A 16659-nucleotide genomic window follows, 5' to 3' on the forward strand; every position below is an offset into this window, starting at 1 on the left:
CTAGGATGCGAACCATCGGCCTGATCGGCGGCATGAGCTGGGAGAGCACCGCGCTCTATTACAAGCTCATCAACGAGCGCGTCCGCGACCGCATGGGCAAGCTGCATTCAGCTCCGCTGCTGATGTATTCCTACGATTTCCAGGAGATCAAGGAGATGCAGTATGCCGGCCGCTGGGCGGAAGCGGCGGGGAGCCTCGCCGAGGTCGCGCGGCGCCTCGAAAAGGCCGGCGCGCGGGCGATCGCGCTGTGCACGAACACGATGCACAAGCTGGCGCCCGACATCACGTCGAAGCTGACCATTCGCTTCATCCACATCGGCGACGCGACGGCAGAGCGCATCCGGTCCAAAGGCTACCGGCGCGTCGGGCTGCTCGGTACCAGGTTCACGATGGAGGAGACCTTCTACATCGACCGGCTGCGCGCGCACGACCTCGACGTGCTCGTGCCTCCCGCCGATGAGCGGGCCGACGTGAACCGCATCATCTATGACGAGCTGTGCCTTGGCGTCGTCGCCGATCCTTCACGTCGCCGCTACCAGGATGTGATGGCGGCGCTCGTCTCCGCGGGCGCCGAGTGCATCATCCTCGGCTGCACCGAGATCACGATGCTGGTCGGCGCGGACGACACAACGGTCGAGACATTCGACACGACGGCGATCCACGCGGAGACCGCAGCCGATTTCGCGATCGGGTGAGGATGATCTGACTCGGTGGATCCCGGCGTTGGCACTTGTAGGATGGGTAGAGCGAAGCGAAACCCATCAAACACCATCCGCACGATCGGACCAACTTGACGAAAACTGTGAGATGTCGCGTCGGCGCGATGGGTTTCGCTTCGCTCTACCCATCCTACGAACCTCGCCCTGGGATACAATCGGGCAAATCCATCACCCTTGCTCCGTCGGCTTTTGTCCCGCGCGGATGAACTGGTCGCAAACGTTCAGAACCAGAGCATTATTCGCTATGTAGAAGCTCAATAAATGGCGGACGTTGGACGTCCGCTTTGGGTCGCTTGCAGACATAGGTCACATGTCCGCTCGACCGGTCCGACATTCGTTCGGATTTCGGTGAGCGCGCCGAAGCGCTGTGCGGCCGCCAGTCTCGATCACTCCGTCCCGAGCGCATTATTGCAACGTGGTTCTATTAGCCGCGAAGAGCAACGCAGCCTGAAAGACCGGGCCTGACGCTGTTCTGACCTCGATGGCAACATCTGGCCGATGGTCTTGTCCTGGAGCTTCCTTCGCCAGATCGCGGGCCAATTGCGCCAGGGAATCTAGAGCCTCTGCCTCAGCATCTGCTTGCGAAGGCAATTCCACGCCTTCCTCATCGGGGTAGAAGGCCAATCCGCTCCTGACGTCGAAGAAGTATCGCGGCACCGCATAGCACTCCAAAAACGTGAGCGCCGAGTTTTCCAGAGCCTTGAAGGTATTTTCCCTGCAATCTGCCCAGGGTAGCGGCGATGGTCGCGTCGATGACAGCCTGTCCGTGTGTGTCAGAACTTGACTAGCAGTGTTGAAGTAAGAAACTCAGAGAAGTTGTTCGGAAGTTCTTGCACGCTGGAATCTGCTGCGCAGGTTCCGAGCGACGTCGAGCAGCGCCGGATTACTTCTCATAAACCGTTTAGCCTTCTTGACGGCGGACATCGCGCCGACGGCGAAGCGGCCACGCACGCTGAGCGGGATGAAACTGTCAAAGATCGGCTCCTCGTCCTTGCAGAAGAGCAGCTTGTAATCATACGAGCCGGCACCGAAGTCGAAGGCGCGATAGTTCTGACCCGCAAAATGATCGATAACTTCGCGCATGAGGATCAGGCCAGGGCTAAACCTCGCATTCTGCGACACGGTATAGGTGTTGAACATCATGGAGAAGCGGTGGCCGTCCGAGACACCGGCGAAGACCGCGATCACTTCCTCGTCGCATTCGAGCGCATGGATTTCGATCGCGCGGCCGCCGTCGGCCAGCCGAGTTATGCAGGCAGCGCGAATGAATTCCTGCACGCCAGGTTCGGCGAACACGAATGGCTGCTTCCTTTGGGCCATTCGTTGCGCCTTGACCTGGAAAAACCAGTCGAGCAGGCGGGTAATGTCAGCGTCATCAGACGCGATATGATAGCGATAGCCGGCAAGCCGTTGCAACTTTCGCTCCTTGCGCTGCAGCCGGCGACGGAGAGCTTCGCTGATCAGGCTCACCGGTGTGGCGCGGGGCTCGATCGTGCGCACTGGGCAGGGGCAGGTCGAGGGCTCGTGAGGCAGCAGTTTCAGCGGGTTTTGCAGTTCGAACCAGTAGGTCGGCTGCGAGCGCAGCACGAGCGCGTCGGCTTCGTCGCGCGCGGCGAGCATCGCTATCAAGGAGTAGAGATCATGTTCGGTTGCTGCCGCCGCGAAGTCGCGTTCCCACAGGCCCATATTGAGAGTTGAATGGCTCCCGCCCATGAAGCAAGCGCAGCGTATCCCGAGGACCGTTCGTAACACGAGCGGCAGCAGGACCAGCGGCCTGCCGTCGTCATCACTGGCGATCACGAGAAACGGCGAAAGCCCGGCGCGCTCACCGACCTGCCGCTGCCAAGCGGCGAGAAAATCGAACCGTTGGTACGGTGTTGCGGAATGGTTTGGACTCTCAAGACTGCGCCAGACTGTTTCAGCGGCAGCGAGATCGTGGACGACGTCGACGGTAGCGATGCGCCGTGATCGCGAACACGCAATTGGTCGCATCGTCCGGCTTTCGATGGCGGTCGCGATCCTGCGGGGGCCGTCCCACAACTCCACGGCCAGCCCGGAGCTGGCGAAGTGCCTGGCGCGTTCCTTTGCAGCTTCGTCATTTTGCGACGATAGGTGCGCGCGGTTGATGATGTGGCCTTCGTTGTCGAGGATGAATACCCTGTAATTATGGTGCACGGATGCACGCCAATTGCTCATTTGCCACCCAGAAAGTCGGCGTGCATCGCGAGGCAGCCGCTCGCTTATATTGTTGCAAATATTCCTATGCAGGGTGAAAAATTTAGAGCTACCTCGATGGGAAGAAAGCGGTAATTGGACTTCGCTTTGCTCGCCGCTGTGTGTTTATCGGCGCAAGCCGCTAGTTACCCCGAGCCACACCCAGCCAAAGAAGAAGAGCACGAGAGGAGGACCCAAAACCACCGCTGGATAAGCGAAGTTCGGAATCGCAGAAACAGGTGGCTTGGCGGGAGGAAAATCGCACAAAGGTGCCTTCGTCTTGAACGACGCACAGTCACTATCGTACTTGGCCCAGACCGCAGCCGATGCGCGCTCGTAAGCGCGCGCATGGGCATCTCCCTTCCAAACAAGGATGGCCATCGAGCCAGCGACACAGCCCCAAAGCAAAGAAAGAACGATCCAAAGCAGCAGCAAACGCCTGCTCATGCGTCCTTCCTCACGCCGTCGCGCGGCCAAGCCCGAGTGTCTGCCTCCGTTTGGTCGGAAAGCTCAGCGCCACCGCAACGGCGGCAAGCCCGATCGCGAAGGAGCCGACATGCAGCCACGTGTATTGCTGGAAACTGTCGAACACCAGCCCGCCGGCCCAGGGGCCGAGTGCCATGCCGAGGCTCGCGAACGCCGACACCGCGCCAAACACGGTCCCCATGATGCGCGCGCCGAAATATTCGCGGACCAGCACCGCATAGAGCGGCATCACGCCGCCATAGGCGAGACCGAACACAACCGATAGCGCATAGAATTCGCCGAGTTGGGCCACCGCGAGATAAGTCGCGATGCACATCGCCTGCACGAACAGGCCGCCGACCAGCACGGGTTTTGCGCCGATGCGATCGGCGAGTGCGCCGAGCAGCAGGCGTCCGCCGAGGCCTGAGACGCCGGCGACGCTGTAGACCGTCACTGCTGTCAGCGGCGCGATGCCGCATACCATCGCGTAAGACACCATGTGGAAGATCGGGCCTGAATGTGCGGCGCAGCAGGCGAAATGCGCGGCCGCGAGCGCGATGAATTGCGGCGTGCGCAGCGCCTGCGCCGCTGTCAGCTCGACTTCGGGTCCTGCGTCTGTGGTGGCGGCGCCCGCCGTTGCCGGCGCCGGACGCACCAGGAAGCAGGCTGGAATCAGCAGCGCCCAGGCAGCACAGCCGATCACCAGCATCGCGGTGCGCCAGTCATAGGCCGTGATCAGCCAGCTTGCGGTCGGCGCGATTGTCACCGGGGACACGCCCATGCCGGCGGAGACCAGCGCCACCGCAAGGCTGCGATTCCTCTCGATCCACGCGCTCGCAAGCGCCATCATCGGCGCGTAGAAACTGCCGGCGGCAATCCCGATCAGCACGCCGAAGCTGAGCTGGAATTGCCACAAGCTCGTCGCCTGGCTCGCGGTGACGAGACCGAGCCCGAGCAGAACGCTTCCTGCGAGAACCACGATGCGCGTGCCGAACCGGTCCGACAGCGTGCCCCACAGGAACGCGGCCACCCCCATGCAGAGGAAATCCAGCGTCGCCGCTGCCGACACCCCGGCGCGCGACCATCCCATCGCTTCCGAGATCGGCTGCAAGAACACCGCCAGCGACAGCATCGTGCCGAACCCGACACAGGTCATCAGCGCGCCCGCGGCGACAATGACCCAGCCATAGTCGAAGCCCGACGGCTTGCTCATGCGTTTCCTCGCGCTTGGTTTTGTTGGTGGTGCGCGCTGGGATGGTGGCCTATCGGGCGGCGGAGGGCAAGGCTGGCGGCTATACGCGCTTTGCCACCCTGCCGTGAACGCGATCTATCCCGTCGCGATGATCAAGCTCTTCGCCGCATCGTCATTGCCAGGCGCGCTACGCGCGAGCCCGGAATCCATCGCGGAGCATCAATGCGGAGAAGGGCTTGCGGGCTCGCGCCAATTGGCGTGCCTGGGAATGGCGATGTGCCACACACCGCGAGGATTGCATTATGCCCCTGTTTTGCCCGACGGAGCAAGCTCAATTCTGAAAATCAAAAATCATCAATCCGAACAAGTCTACTGTGCATGGGGTTGTTTTCGACATTTTTGTCGTCCGGTCGGCTTCTCCGCGGCTCCAACAACGAAAATGCCCGGGACAGGCCCGGGCACGAGGTCGGCGAACTGATCTACGACGGTCTCAGCTGTCCACCTTCAGCGCGGCAATGAAGGCTTCCTGCGGGATGTCGACCTTGCCGAACTGCCGCATCTTCTTCTTGCCTTCCTTCTGCTTCTCCAGAAGTTTTCGTTTACGCGTGATGTCGCCGCCGTAGCACTTTGCGGTGACGTCCTTGCGCAGCGCGCGCACCGTCTCGCGCGCGATCACCTTGCCGCCGATCGCCGCCTGGATCGGGATCTGGAACATGTGCGGCGGGATCAGCTCCTTCATCTTCTCGACCATGGCGCGGCCGCGCCCTTCCGCGCGGGTGCGATGCACCAGCATCGAGAGCGCATCGACCGGCTCGGCGTTGACGAGGATCTGCATCTTGACGAGGTCGGCCGGCTTGTAGTCGGTGAGATGATAGTCGAACGAGGCGTAGCCCTTGGAGACCGATTTGAGGCGGTCGTAGAAGTCGAACACGACCTCGTTGAGCGGCAGGTCGTATTTCACCATGGCGCGGGAGCCGACGTAAGTGAGCTCCTTCTGCGAGCCGCGGCGGTCCTGGCACAGCTTCAGGACGCTGCCGAGATATTCGTCGGGCGTGAGGATCGTCGCCTCGATCCAGGGCTCGTCGATCTCGGCGATCTTGACCACGTCGGGCATGTCGACGGGATTGTGGATCTCGAGCTCGGTCCCGTCGGTGAGCTTCATCTTGTAGATGACGCTCGGCGCGGTCGCGATCAAATTGAGATCGAACTCGCGCGACAGCCGCTCCTGGATGATCTCGAGGTGCAAGAGGCCAAGGAAGCCGCAGCGGAAGCCGAAGCCGAGCGCGGCCGAGGTCTCCATCTCGAAGGAGAAGCTGGCGTCGTTGAGGCGCAGCTTGCCCATCGCGGCGCGCAGCGTCTCGAAGTCGTCGGCGTCGACCGGGAACAGGCCGCAGAACACCACGGGGATCGCCGGCTTGAAGCCGGGCAGCATGTCGGCGACCGGCTTCCTGTCGTCGGTGATGGTGTCGCCGACGCGGGTGTCGGCGACTTCCTTGATCGCGGCGGTGATGAAGCCGATCTCGCCGGGGCCGAGCTCCTCGACCTGCTGCATCTTCGGCGTGAAGAAGCCGACGCGCTCGACGTCGTAGGCCGCGCCCGTGCCCATCATGCGCACGCGGCTACCCTTCTTCATGACGCCGTCCACGACGCGGATCAGCACGACGACGCCGAGATAGACGTCGTACCAGCTGTCGACCAGCAGCGCCTTCAAGGTTGCATCGCGGTCGCCCTTCGGCGGCGGCAGGCGGGTGACGATGGCTTCCAGCACGTCGGGAACGCCGAGGCCGGTCTTGGCCGAGATCATCACCGCATCCGAGGCGTCGATGCCGATGACGTCCTCGATCTGCTGCTTGATCTTCTCCGGCTCGGCCGCGGGCAGGTCGACCTTGTTCAGGACCGGGACGATCTCGTGATTGTTGTCGAGCGCCTGGTAGACGTTGGCGAGCGTCTGCGCCTCGACGCCCTGGCTGGCGTCGACCACCAAGAGGGAACCCTCGCAGGCCGCCAGCGACCGCGAGACTTCGTAGGCGAAGTCGACATGGCCGGGCGTGTCCATCAGGTTGAAGATGTAATCCTTGCCGTCCTTGGCGCGGTACGACAGGCGCACCGTCTGCGCCTTGATGGTGATGCCGCGCTCGCGCTCGATGTCCATGGAATCGAGCACCTGCTCCTTGCCCGCCATTTCGCGGTCGGAGAGGCCGCCGGTCATCTGGATCAGGCGGTCGGCCAGCGTCGATTTGCCATGGTCGATATGGGCGACGATGGAGAAATTGCGGATGTTGGAAATGGGGACGGTCGTCATGGGCGCGGGATACCACTCACATCCCCGTGCGGCAACCATATTGCTGTATTTTCAGGGTCTTTGTTCACGCCAAGCTGATTCCAAGCGGGGCCAAAACGCGCTAGCAAGCGGGCCATGTCGACCACCTCTCTTCCCACGGCCAGAGCGCGGGCGAAGACCCGCTTGAGTTACAACCGCTTCCGGTCCTGGCTGGTCGCCTGCGCGATCCGCCCCGAGGCGCGGCTGTGGCTGGTGATCCAGCTCGCGATCCTGCACGCGGTGCTGTGGACCTTCATCCTGATCAATCTCAAGGCAGCGCAGGACGTTCATATGGACGTCGCAGAAGCCTATGGCTGGGGCCAGAAATTCCTCTGGGGCTACGGCAAGCACCCGCCGCTGTCGGGCTGGGTCGCCGGGCTCTGGTTCAAGGTGTTCCCGGCGGCGGATTGGGCGACCTATGCGCTGGCGATGGCGACCGTCGGCGTCGGCATGGTGATCTGCTGGCTGGTTGCCTTGCGCGTGGTGGATGCGCGGCGCGCGTTCCTGGTCGTGGTGATGGTCGCGCTCTACCCGATCTTCAATTTCAAGGGTTTCAAGTACAACGCGGATTTGCTCCAGCTCGTCACGCTGCCGCTGCTGGTGCTGGCCTATCTCAACGCCTTCGAGAAGCGGACGTGGCAATCCGGCGTCTGGCTCGGCCTTGCCGGCGCGCTGGCGCTGATGACCAAATACTGGGTGCTGACCATGATCGGCGCCATCGGCCTTGCCGCGCTGATCCATCCGGATCGCATGAGGTTCCTGTTGTCGCCGACGCCGTGGGTGGCGATCGCGACGATGGTGGTGGCGATGATCCCGCACATCGTCTGGCTGGCGGAGGCGCATTTCGTGCCGCTGACCTATGCCGGCGACACCTACAGCCTCGAGGATGCTGGCCTCGTGCATCAGCTCGTGGCCGGCTATGCCCTGCATAATTTCGCGCTGCTGGCGCTGCCGGTGGCGCTCGCTGCGCTCGCGATGGCGCTGGTGCCGCCGTGGCTCAGGCTGCTCGTGCGTGCGCCCTTGCGCATCGTCACGCGGGCCTGGGCGCGCGGCGAAAATCCCGGCGTCAATGTTGCGCAGGCGCTGAATGTCTGGATCGTCCAGATCATCGTCGCGGTCGGCCCGCCGCTCGGCGCGCTCGCCTTCAGCATCTACATGAAGACGGACTGGGGCATCTCGCTGTTCTTCCTGGTGCCGGTGGCGCTGGTCGCGATCCCGGCGCTGCGGGTGCAGAGCGCGGTGCTGTTCAACATCGCCGCGATCTGGCTCGTGCTGAGCGTCGCGACGCTGGCGGCTTCGCCCTGGATCGCCGCGCGCGAGATGGCGGCCAATGCCGGCAACGCCGCGATCTATGGCGCGCGCTCGGATCTCGCGCGCGAATTGACGCAGGCCTGGCACACCCGCTTCGGCTCGCGCTGGGCCGTCGTTGCCGGCACCATGGAACAGATCCAGCCGCTGGTGTTCTACAGCGCGGATCACCCGGCGGCGTTGATGCCGCTGGAGGCCTGGGATTCCGGGCTGACCTCGCGCGAGGACGCGAAGAAGTACGGCTTCATCGGCGTGTTCGACCCGACCGACGGCCGCCTGCCCGCGTTCGAGAAATGGGTGGCGGAGGTCGCGCCGAATGCGGAGCGCATCGTGATGACGACGCGCCGCTTCACCCACGGCAAGGCCGGCCCGTCGATGAGCTGGAACGTCTACATCGCCCCGCCGGCGAAGTGACCGAAGGTGCCGTAGTGCCGTAGGGTGGGAAAAGGCGCGAAGCGCCGTGCCCACGACCTTTCGACAATCATGAGACGTGGTGGGCAGCTTCGCTTTGCCCACCCTACGGCACTGAGCGCGTGGAGGGCCTAAACCCCTTCCTCGTTGAACTTGCTCTCAACGAGCTCGGTGATCGCGGCAAGCGCAGCTTCCGCTTCCGCTCCGGCCGCCGCGACCGTGATCGTCGTACCCGGGCCTGCAGCGAGCATCATCAGGCCCATGATCGAGGTGCCGCCGACGGTCTCGCCGCCGCGCGTCACCCACACTTGCGCATCGAAGCGCTCGACCGCCTGGACGAACTTCGCCGAAGCCCGCGCATGCAGGCCGCGCTTGTTGATGATCAGAAGCTCTTTGGAAATCGCGCCCGCGGGCACGCCCGTCCCCGCTTGCGGCGCCTCTTCGCTCATTTGCCGGCGAGCACGCGGCTGGCGATGGTGACGTATTTGCGGCCCGCTTCCTGGGCCATTGCGATTGCGTCGGGCAGCGAACGCTCCTCGCGCACCTTGGCGAGCTTCACCAGCATGGGAAGGTTGATTCCCGCGAGCACTTCGACCTTGGGCCGGCTCATGCAGGAAATCGCAAGGTTGGACGGCGTGCCGCCGAACATGTCGGTGAGGATCGCAACGCCGTCGCCGGAATCGACGCGGTTAACCGCTTCGATGATGTCGCTTCGGCAGAGATCGGAATCATCTTCGGCGCCGATCGTGATCGCTTCGATTTGCTTTTGTGGGCCCATGACATGCTCAAGCGCTGCCTTGAATTCGTCGGCAAGGCGCCCGTGGGTCACAAGTACTAGACCAATCATCGGAAAACTCCTCGCGGGCGCTTTTGGTGCACCGCACGAACGCGCCACTTTGACCATCCAGAGCCCCCGCGCAAGAGGGGATGTTGCGTATCTCCCTGAATCTAGACGGATGGATGAGGGGAGCTGCGCCGGTCTACTCGGCCGCGATAGTGGGGTTCATATGGTTACCATTTCCCTTCAAACAATCGCCTCAGGGCTTAGCAGAAGGTTAACTCTTGGTAGTGGTCAAGGCCGCGACAACCAAAGGGAGGGGCGAATAGTCGCGGCCGACGGGGATTCGCGGTATTTCGACACCCAAAATGCTGGTTTTCAGGGATTCTGCCCGAGGCAGCCGTTCGGCGTCCTGAGCGTCCAGATCGACCACGAGACCGACGGTCGCACGCTCCACGAAGTCGCAGCGACGGATTCCGAGGCCCCTGATCTCGATCAGGCCGGCGAGTGTCGGTGCGTGACGGACCTCAATTTCCTTGCCGAGTGTCGCCAGATGGACACGGTCGTCACCGACCAGGACGGCCGGTTCGACCATGCCTGATCGCCCCGCCATGATCAGATCGAAGGCGAGGCGCGATTTGCCGGAGCCCGACGGACCGCGGATCAGCACCGCCAGATTGCCGACCTTGACTGCGGAGGCGTGAATGCTGGGTCCGCCTTCGTTCAAGCTGCCTTGGCTCATAGCGCCGGCAGTCTCACCACGAAGCGCGCGCCGGCAACGGTCGGTGCGCCGTCCTCGTCCACCGGGCCTGCGCGGTTCTCGGCCCAGATCCGTCCGCCATGGGCATCGACGATCTGCTTGGAGATCGACAGGCCGAGGCCGGAGTTCTGGCCAAAGCCCTGATGCGGCCGGTCGGTGTAGAAGCGCTCGAAGATGCGCTCCAGCGCATCGTCGCGGATGCCGGGGCCGTCATCGTCGACCACGATCTCGATCTCTCCGCGCACGCGGCGGCAGGTGAGGCGCACCTTATTGCCGGCTTCCGAGAACGACTGCGCGTTGGAGAGCAGGTTGGAGACCACCTGTCCAAGCCGCGAATCATGGCCGGTCACGGCAAAGGTGTCGGTCGGACCGCGGCCCTCGAACCGTGTCTCGACCGCGACGTCGTGGCCGAGCTTGGTCTCGTTTGCGACGGAGACGAGCGTCGTCAGCAGACGGCGCAGATCGACCGGGATCGCATCCTGACGCTGGAGCTCGGCATCGAGACGGCTGGCGTCGGAGATGTCGGAGATCAAGCGGTCGAGCCGCTTGACGTCGTGCTCGATCACCTCCAGCAGGCGGGCGCGGCTGTTCTCGTTGCGCGCCAGCGGCAGCGTCTCGACCGCGGAGCGCAGCGAGGTCAGCGGGTTCTTCAATTCGTGGGCGACGTCGGCGGCGAACATCTCGATCGCCTCCATGCGGCTGTACAGCGCGCTGGTCATGTCGCGCAGCGCGCCGGAGAGATGGCCGATCTCGTCGCGGCGGCGGGTGAAGTCGGGAATCTCGATGCGGGCCTTGATGCGCCGGCGGACGCGCTCGGCGCTGTCGGCGAGCCGGCGTACGGGCCCGGCGATCGTGCTCGCCAGCAGCAGCGACAGCATGATCATGACGGCGGCGGCGACGCCGCCGACCTTCAGGATGGCAAGGCGCTCCGCGGTCACCATCTGGTCGATTTCGTCGCCCTGGGTCGAGAGCATCAGCGCACCGTGGATGGCGCGCGAGCGCAGCACGGGCACGGCGACCGAGACGATCACCTCGCCGCGCGAATTGACCCGCACCATCGAGCGCTTCTGTCCCTGCAACGCGTCGCTCACTTCCGCATAGCCATTGCCGTTCTCGCGCCCGAGCTCGCGATACAGCGGCAGGTCGCCGCGGTTCAGCCAGGTGCGGATCGCGACCATGCCGCGCTCGACGAGGCCGGGCTTCTGCGACGGCGGCGGCAGCGGGAAGCTCAGCACGTTGTCGAGGTCACGGCTGTCGAGCAGCAAGGTCCCGTAAGGATCGAAGATCCGCGCGCGGGTCTTGGTCGGCGAGATCAGCGTGCGCAACACCGGCGCCACGCGCTCCGGGTTGATCGGGAAATCGAGCGAATCGTCGGTCCCGCCATAGCTGTCGCCGGTCTTGAGGTCGAGCAGGCGGTCGGGATCGATGGTGATGGCGTTGGTCTGCACGGTCGCGGAGGCTGCGATCGCGCCGGCGATGATCTCGCCCTGCACCAGCAGGCTCTGCGCGCGCGCGTCGATCAGGCCGGCACGGAACTGCGACAGGTACAGGATGCTCGCCACCAGCGCGACCAGGCCGGCGAGGTTGAGCGAGACGATCCGGCGGGTCAGGCTCGAGAAGGACAGCGCGAAGAAGAACTGCCCGGCGCGCTTCAGCCAGTTCAGCGGCCGCCAGCCCTGCGCGGCCGGCTTGTCGTCGGCAACGTGCTCCGGAACGCCGTCGGATCCGATATCCCCGGCGTTCTGGTTCTCGTCAGGCTGCGTTCGGTCAAGCAATGCTTACGCCCGCGTTAGGCATCTCGTGCGAAGGGTCCTCGCATCCTAGAACATGATCCGGAAAAGTGTGCAGCGGTTTTCCGAAAGGATCATCCTCAAACAGCAATCCAAAGCGTCGTCCCGGTCGCGCCTTGGAGCGATCCCGGTCCCGATGAAACGAGAACCGGCGATGCTCTCAATCTTTCGCGAAGGCGCGCTGAGCTTCAGGCTTCCTTGAAACGATAGCCGACGCCGTACAGCGTCTCGATCATCTCGAACTCGTTGTCGACCACCTTGAACTTCTTGCGTAGCCGCTTGATGTGGCTGTCGATGGTGCGGTCGTCGACATAGACCTGGTCGTCATAGGCGGCATCCATCAGCGCGTTGCGGCTCTTCACCACGCCGGGCCGGGTCGCGAGCGCCTGGAGGATCAGGAATTCGGTGACGGTCAGCGTCACCGGCTCGTTCTTCCAGGTGCAGGTGTGCCGTTCGGGGTCCATGCGCAAAAGGCCGCGATCGAGCGCCTTGGCGTCGTTCTCCTTCGGCGCGACGGTCGGGTCCTTCGGCGCCGAGCGGCGCAGCACCGCCTTGACGCGCTCGACCAGGAGGCGCTGGGAGAACGGTTTGCGGATGAAATCGTCGGCGCCCATCTTGAGGCCGAACAGCTCGTCGATCTCCTCGTCCTTGGACGTCAGGAAGATCACCGGCAGGTCGGACTTCTGGCGCAGGCGCCGCAGCGTCTCCATGCCGTCCATGCGCGGCATCTTGATGTCGAGGATGGCAAGATCGGGCTGAGTGGTGCGGAAGCCGTCAAGCGCGGAGGCACCGTCGGTGTAGGTCATGATGCGGTAGCCTTCGGCTTCCAGCGCGATCGAGACGGATGTGAGAATGTTGCGGTCGTCGTCGACCAAAGCGATTGTGGGCATGAGCCTCTGCTTTCTGCTTTCCGTTTGGGTCGTGGCTTGAAACGGCGAGCAATCCAGTGATGCGCCGCATACATGGGTGCCAAAGTGGCGTACGAACCTTGTCACCGAGCAATGCAAGCTGGGCTGAAGTGTGACCAAGTTCCACGAAACACGGCAGATTCGCCGCATCTCGACCCATAACCAGACCCCCGTTTACCCGAAAAAAGACCCACCTTGCAACCACCTGAGCCGAGAAAGCCGATGCAACCGACCCCCGATTTCGCTCCCGAAAAGCTCGCCAAATCGCTGCTGCGGCGGTCGCGGCAGGGCGCTCTCGCAACGTTGATGGCGGGCTCAGGCGATCCCTATTGTTCCCTGGTCAATCTGGCGAGCCATCCGGACGGCTCGCCGATCCTGCTGATCTCCGGTTTAGCCGTGCACACCAGGAATATCCTGGCCGACAACAGGGTCTCCCTGATGCTGGACGAGCGCGCCGCCGGCGATCCCCTGGAAGGCGCCCGGATCATGCTGTCGGGCCGGGCCGAAGGGGCCGGGGCGGACAAGGATCTCCTCCAGCGACGGTATCTCAATGCCCATCCGTCCGCGGAAGCTTTTGTTTCATTTAAGGATTTCTCCTTCTTCCGGATTCGCCCGACGGGAACCCATCTGGTTGCGGGCTTCGGCCGGATCGTCGACCTCAAGCCCGAACAGTTCCTCACCGACCTCACTGGCGCCGAGGATCTGCTCGCGGCGGAGGAGGGGGCCGTCGAGCACATGAACGCCGACCATCGCGACGCCATGGGCCTCTATGCAACAAAGCTCCTCGGCGCCCCCGCCGGCGACTGGCGCTGCACCGGCTGCGATCCCGAAGGCCTCGACATGCAGGATGGCCAGACCGCGCTCCGGCTGGATTTTCCGGAGCGCGTGACCGACGGCACAGGCCTGCGCAAGATGCTGGTCCGCCTCGCTGGCGAAGCGCGCACAATGGTGGACTGAAGCGCAGCCGTTTGAACGCGGCCCCCCATCGCTGCGACCCAAGACCGTAATGGTTCGAAGTCGGCCGCGAGAGGGTTCATGACACGCCGTCGTTTGACGCTGGTTGCGGGTTTGGCACTCGCGACCACGATATCGCTTGCCACTCCCAGTCTTGCCCAGAAAGGCCTTGCCGCGGAAAGCGCGCGGATTAGCGCGCTCATCAGTGCCGGGAAGTATTCGGAAGCGCTGCCGCTCGCGCAAGGCATGGCCACGCGCCTGGAGAGTGACAACGGCCGCGAGCTCGCTGCCGCGCTCAACAATCTCGGCCAGGTCTATGCCGGCCAGGGGCGGGATGACCTCGCCGAGCCGCTCTACAAGCGCGCCATCGCGCTGATGGAAAAGGCGCTCGGTCTCGAAACGCCACTGGTTTCGGCGGAGTTGACCAATCTCGCCGCGCTTTATCAGCGCCAGGGCCGCTTCGCTGAAGCCGAGCCGCTGTTCAAGCGCGCGCTTACCGTCAGCGAAAAAGGCCTGTCGCGCGAGCATCCCGATGTCGGCCGGGCCCTCAACAATCTCGCCACGCTTTATGTGAAGCAGGAGCGGCATGCCGAGGCCGAGCCGCTATTCCAGCGCGCTCTCGCGATCTATCAGAAAGTCGGCGGGCCCGAGCATCCCGCGGTTGCCACGGTCCTGAACAACATCGGCCAGGTCGATCGCGATCTCAACCGCGATGCCGAGGCCGAAGCGCCGATCAAGCGCTCGCTCGCAATCCGCGAGAAGGTGCTTGGACCGGATCATCCGGACGTGGCCCGCTCGCTGAACAATCTCGCGGGGCTCTATCAGCACGAGCGGCGCTATGCCGAGGCCGAGCCGCTTTATCGCCGCGCGCTGGCGATCCGCGAGCGTGCGCTCGGACCTGACAATCCCGATGTCGCGACCTCGACCAGCAATCTCGCCGCCTTCCTTCAGGCGTCGGGACGAACAGCCGATGCGCTGCCGCTCGCCGAAAAGACGCTCGCGGCCAACCGCGCGCAGCTGCGCGTGGTGTTGCCGATCCTGTTCGCGGCGCGCCAGCAATCCCTGCTGCCAGACGACAAGGCGCTCGATGAGGCGCTGGCCGCGATCCAGCGCGGCACGCAATCCTCCGCCGCCTCCGCCGTGAACAAGCTTGCGGTCCGGCTCGCCGCGGGCAGCGACCGGCTCGCCGAACTCGTGCGCAAGGACCAGGACCTCGCGGCCGAGACCGAGGCGCTCGACAAGGCGATCATCGCCGCGGTGTCGAAGCAATCCGCCCAGCGGGATCTTGCCGCCGAGCAGCGCAGCCGCGCCCGGATCACCGCGATCGCCAAGGAGCGTGCGGGCTTGCAGAACACGCTCGCGGTCGAGTTTCCCGACTATGCCTCGCTATCCAATCCGCTGCCGCTGACGTTGAAGGACATCCAGCCCTTGCTGTCTGCCGACGAGGCGATGGTGCTCTATTCCGTTGTCGACAAGCAGAGCTATGTCATCGCGATCACGCGTGAGGGCGTCGACTGGAAAGAGATTCCGCTCGGTGCGGACGCGCTGACGCAAAAGGTCACCGCATTCCGCAAGGGGCTCGACGTCGGCAAGGCGCGCGATGGCTCGGGCAAATCGGGACTGTTCGACCTTGCGCTTGCCAACGAGCTCTATGTCGCGTTGCTCGGCCCGGTCGAGGCGCTGACGAAGGACAAGCGCAACCTGCTGGTGGTGCCGTCGGCGGCGCTTACCGCGTTGCCGTTTCACTTGCTGGTCACGGAGAAGCCGCAGGCTGCGATCCCGGACACGCTCGAAGGCTATCGCAGCGCCGCCTGGCTGCTGCGGCGTCAGGCGGTGTCGGTGCTGCCGTCGGTGATCAGCCTGAAATCGCTGCGTGCGTTTGCGCGCCGGGATCAGGGAGTCAAGCCGATGACCGGCTTTGGCGATCCCGTCTTCAACCCGGCGCTGGAAGGCCCGGCCGATCGGCGCGCCGCAAGCGGCAAGGTCGCCGCGCGCAACATTGCGACCACCGCCTATACCGACTTCTGGCGCGGTGCCGGCGTCGATCGCGCGCAGCTTGCAAAAGCGCTGCCGCAGCTGCCCGACACCGCCGACGAGCTGAACGCGGTGGCGAAGGATGTCGGCGCCACCGATGCCGACATCCATCTCGGCCGTGACGCCAGCGAGACGACGCTGAAGCGTGCAGCGCTTGCTCAATACAGCATCATCTACTTCGCCACCCACGGCCTCGTTGCCGGCGACATCAAGGGACTTGGTGAGCCCTCGCTCGCGCTCTCCATTCCCGATCAGCCCACCGAGCTCGACGACGGCTTGTTGACCGCGAGCGAGGTCGCCCAGCTCAAGCTCAATGCGGATTGGGTGGTGCTGTCGGCGTGCAACACGATCGCCGGCGACAAGCCCGGCGCCGAGGCGCTGTCGGGGCTGGCGCGCGCGTTCTTCTACGCCGGCGCCCGCGCGCTGCTGGTCTCGCATTGGGCGGTGGATTCGGAAGCTGCCACCCGCCTGACCACGTCGACTTTCGAGTTGCTCAAAAACGAACCAAAGATCGGGCGTGCCGAAGCCTTGCGCCGCGCGATGTTAACCTACGTTGATGACACTTCGTCACCGCGCAATGCCTACCCCGCGATGTGGGGACCGTTCGCACTCGTCGGCGAAGGAGAGGTACGATAGGCCGGACTTGAAGTCCGTGCTTGGGTTGTGCATCGCAAAAACCTCAAACAACGCAGAAATGCGTATTTGGTTGCGCGATCATTTGCGATTTTATGATGCGCCTGCTCAGAGCTGACATGCGCGACGTTTGGCGCGGTCCTTGAATAAACCAAATCCTGCGGGATCAGCTT

13 protein-coding genes and 2 pseudogenes are annotated in these 16659 nt (G+C 63.9%); 5 read left to right on the forward strand and 10 right to left on the reverse strand.

Features of this window, described 5'->3' with window-relative positions; all coding sequences use genetic code 11:
- The first annotated feature begins 5 nt into the window (after positions 1-5).
- Both BRAGE_RS0141615 and BRAGE_RS57815 read left to right on the forward strand, forming a co-directional pair.
- Entirely contained in the window at positions 6-695 is a 690-nt protein-coding gene (locus BRAGE_RS0141615) for an aspartate/glutamate racemase family protein (RefSeq protein WP_028146498.1), read from the forward strand.
- A gap of 153 nt (positions 696-848) precedes the next feature.
- A pseudogene (locus BRAGE_RS57815) lies at positions 849-980 on the forward strand (LysR family transcriptional regulator); the annotation flags it as partial.
- 144 nt (positions 981-1124) lie between these two features.
- On the opposite strand, the gene BRAGE_RS58115 reads toward BRAGE_RS57815, so the two are convergent.
- From BRAGE_RS58115 to lepA, 5 genes are all read right to left on the reverse strand, one after another.
- Complete coding sequence (locus tag BRAGE_RS58115) at positions 1125-1376, reverse strand: DUF6894 family protein (protein ID WP_028146499.1); 252 nt, start codon at positions 1374-1376, stop codon at positions 1125-1127.
- 150 nt (positions 1377-1526) lie between these two features.
- Entirely contained in the window at positions 1527-2711 is a 1185-nt protein-coding gene (locus tag BRAGE_RS0141625) for a GNAT family N-acetyltransferase (protein WP_035732006.1), read from the reverse strand.
- Between the two features lie 348 nt (positions 2712-3059).
- Entirely contained in the window at positions 3060-3380 is a 321-nt protein-coding gene (locus tag BRAGE_RS55440; RefSeq protein WP_141263303.1) for a hypothetical protein, read from the reverse strand.
- A 10-nt stretch (positions 3381-3390) separates the two neighbouring features.
- Positions 3391-4611, reverse strand: a complete 1221-nt coding sequence (locus tag BRAGE_RS0141630) for an MFS transporter (protein ID WP_027561926.1) — start codon at positions 4609-4611, stop codon at positions 3391-3393.
- A gap of 469 nt (positions 4612-5080) precedes the next feature.
- Positions 5081-6892: a translation elongation factor 4 gene (gene lepA, locus BRAGE_RS0141635; RefSeq protein ID WP_027561927.1), complete on the reverse strand. Its 1812-nt coding sequence runs from the start codon at positions 6890-6892 to the stop codon at positions 5081-5083.
- 114 nt (positions 6893-7006) lie between these two features.
- Between lepA and BRAGE_RS0141640 the strand changes: the two genes are divergently transcribed.
- Positions 7007-8632 carry a glycosyltransferase family 39 protein gene (locus BRAGE_RS0141640; protein ID WP_027561928.1) on the forward strand — a complete coding sequence of 542 codons (1626 nt, stop codon included), beginning with the start codon at positions 7007-7009 and terminating at the stop codon, positions 8630-8632.
- A 128-nt stretch (positions 8633-8760) separates the two neighbouring features.
- Here BRAGE_RS0141640 and BRAGE_RS0141645 read toward each other — a convergent pair whose 3' ends face one another.
- The 5 genes and pseudogenes from BRAGE_RS0141645 to BRAGE_RS0141665 all read right to left on the reverse strand — a co-directional run bounded on the left by BRAGE_RS0141645 (position 8761) and on the right by BRAGE_RS0141665 (position 12847).
- Positions 8761-9078, reverse strand: coding sequence for an HPr family phosphocarrier protein (locus BRAGE_RS0141645; protein WP_027561929.1), 318 nt, complete (start codon positions 9076-9078; stop codon positions 8761-8763).
- Positions 9075-9476, reverse strand: coding sequence for a PTS sugar transporter subunit IIA (locus BRAGE_RS0141650; protein ID WP_024339151.1), 402 nt, complete (start codon positions 9474-9476; stop codon positions 9075-9077). Before BRAGE_RS0141650 ends, BRAGE_RS0141645 begins: the two co-directional genes overlap by 4 nt.
- Before the next feature lie 190 nt (positions 9477-9666).
- Positions 9667-10134: pseudogene (locus BRAGE_RS0141655) on the reverse strand (HPr kinase/phosphorylase).
- Positions 10135-10145: 11 nt separating this feature from the next.
- Complete coding sequence (locus BRAGE_RS0141660) at positions 10146-11942, reverse strand: sensor histidine kinase (protein WP_027561931.1); 1797 nt, start codon at positions 11940-11942, stop codon at positions 10146-10148.
- A 203-nt stretch (positions 11943-12145) separates the two neighbouring features.
- Positions 12146-12847 (reverse strand): response regulator transcription factor, encoded by a 702-nt coding sequence (locus tag BRAGE_RS0141665; RefSeq protein WP_008542552.1) that lies wholly within the window; start codon positions 12845-12847, stop codon positions 12146-12148.
- Positions 12848-13087: 240 nt separating this feature from the next.
- Between BRAGE_RS0141665 and BRAGE_RS0141670 the strand changes: the two genes are divergently transcribed.
- Positions 13088-13822, forward strand: coding sequence for a HugZ family protein (locus BRAGE_RS0141670; protein WP_027561932.1), 735 nt, complete (start codon positions 13088-13090; stop codon positions 13820-13822).
- 78 nt (positions 13823-13900) lie between these two features.
- Positions 13901-16489 (forward strand): CHAT domain-containing tetratricopeptide repeat protein, encoded by a 2589-nt coding sequence (locus tag BRAGE_RS0141675; protein WP_027561933.1) that lies wholly within the window; start codon positions 13901-13903, stop codon positions 16487-16489.
- Positions 16490-16659: the final 170 nt, after the last annotated feature.

It is taken from the genome of Bradyrhizobium genosp. SA-4 str. CB756 (assembly GCF_000473125.1).
Lineage (GTDB): Bacteria > Pseudomonadota > Alphaproteobacteria > Rhizobiales > Xanthobacteraceae > Bradyrhizobium > Bradyrhizobium arachidis.

Coding starts and splice junctions, on each gene's coding strand:
- BRAGE_RS0141615 (WP_028146498.1), top strand. CDS start 6: ATGCGAACCATCGGCCTGATCGGCGGCATGAGCTGGGAGAGCACCGCG.
- BRAGE_RS0141625 (WP_035732006.1), bottom strand. CDS start 2,711: ATGCGACCAATTGCGTGTTCGCGATCACGGCGCATCGCTACCGTCGAC.
- BRAGE_RS55440 (WP_141263303.1), bottom strand. CDS start 3,380: ATGAGCAGGCGTTTGCTGCTGCTTTGGATCGTTCTTTCTTTGCTTTGG.
- BRAGE_RS0141630 (WP_027561926.1), bottom strand. CDS start 4,611: ATGAGCAAGCCGTCGGGCTTCGACTATGGCTGGGTCATTGTCGCCGCG.
- lepA (WP_027561927.1), bottom strand. CDS start 6,892: ATGACGACCGTCCCCATTTCCAACATCCGCAATTTCTCCATCGTCGCC.
- BRAGE_RS0141640 (WP_027561928.1), top strand. CDS start 7,007: ATGTCGACCACCTCTCTTCCCACGGCCAGAGCGCGGGCGAAGACCCGC.
- BRAGE_RS0141645 (WP_027561929.1), bottom strand. CDS start 9,078: ATGAGCGAAGAGGCGCCGCAAGCGGGGACGGGCGTGCCCGCGGGCGCG.
- BRAGE_RS0141650 (WP_024339151.1), bottom strand. CDS start 9,476: ATGATTGGTCTAGTACTTGTGACCCACGGGCGCCTTGCCGACGAATTC.
- BRAGE_RS0141665 (WP_008542552.1), bottom strand. CDS start 12,847: ATGCCCACAATCGCTTTGGTCGACGACGACCGCAACATTCTCACATCC.
- BRAGE_RS0141670 (WP_027561932.1), top strand. CDS start 13,088: ATGCAACCGACCCCCGATTTCGCTCCCGAAAAGCTCGCCAAATCGCTG.
- BRAGE_RS0141675 (WP_027561933.1), top strand. CDS start 13,901: ATGACACGCCGTCGTTTGACGCTGGTTGCGGGTTTGGCACTCGCGACC.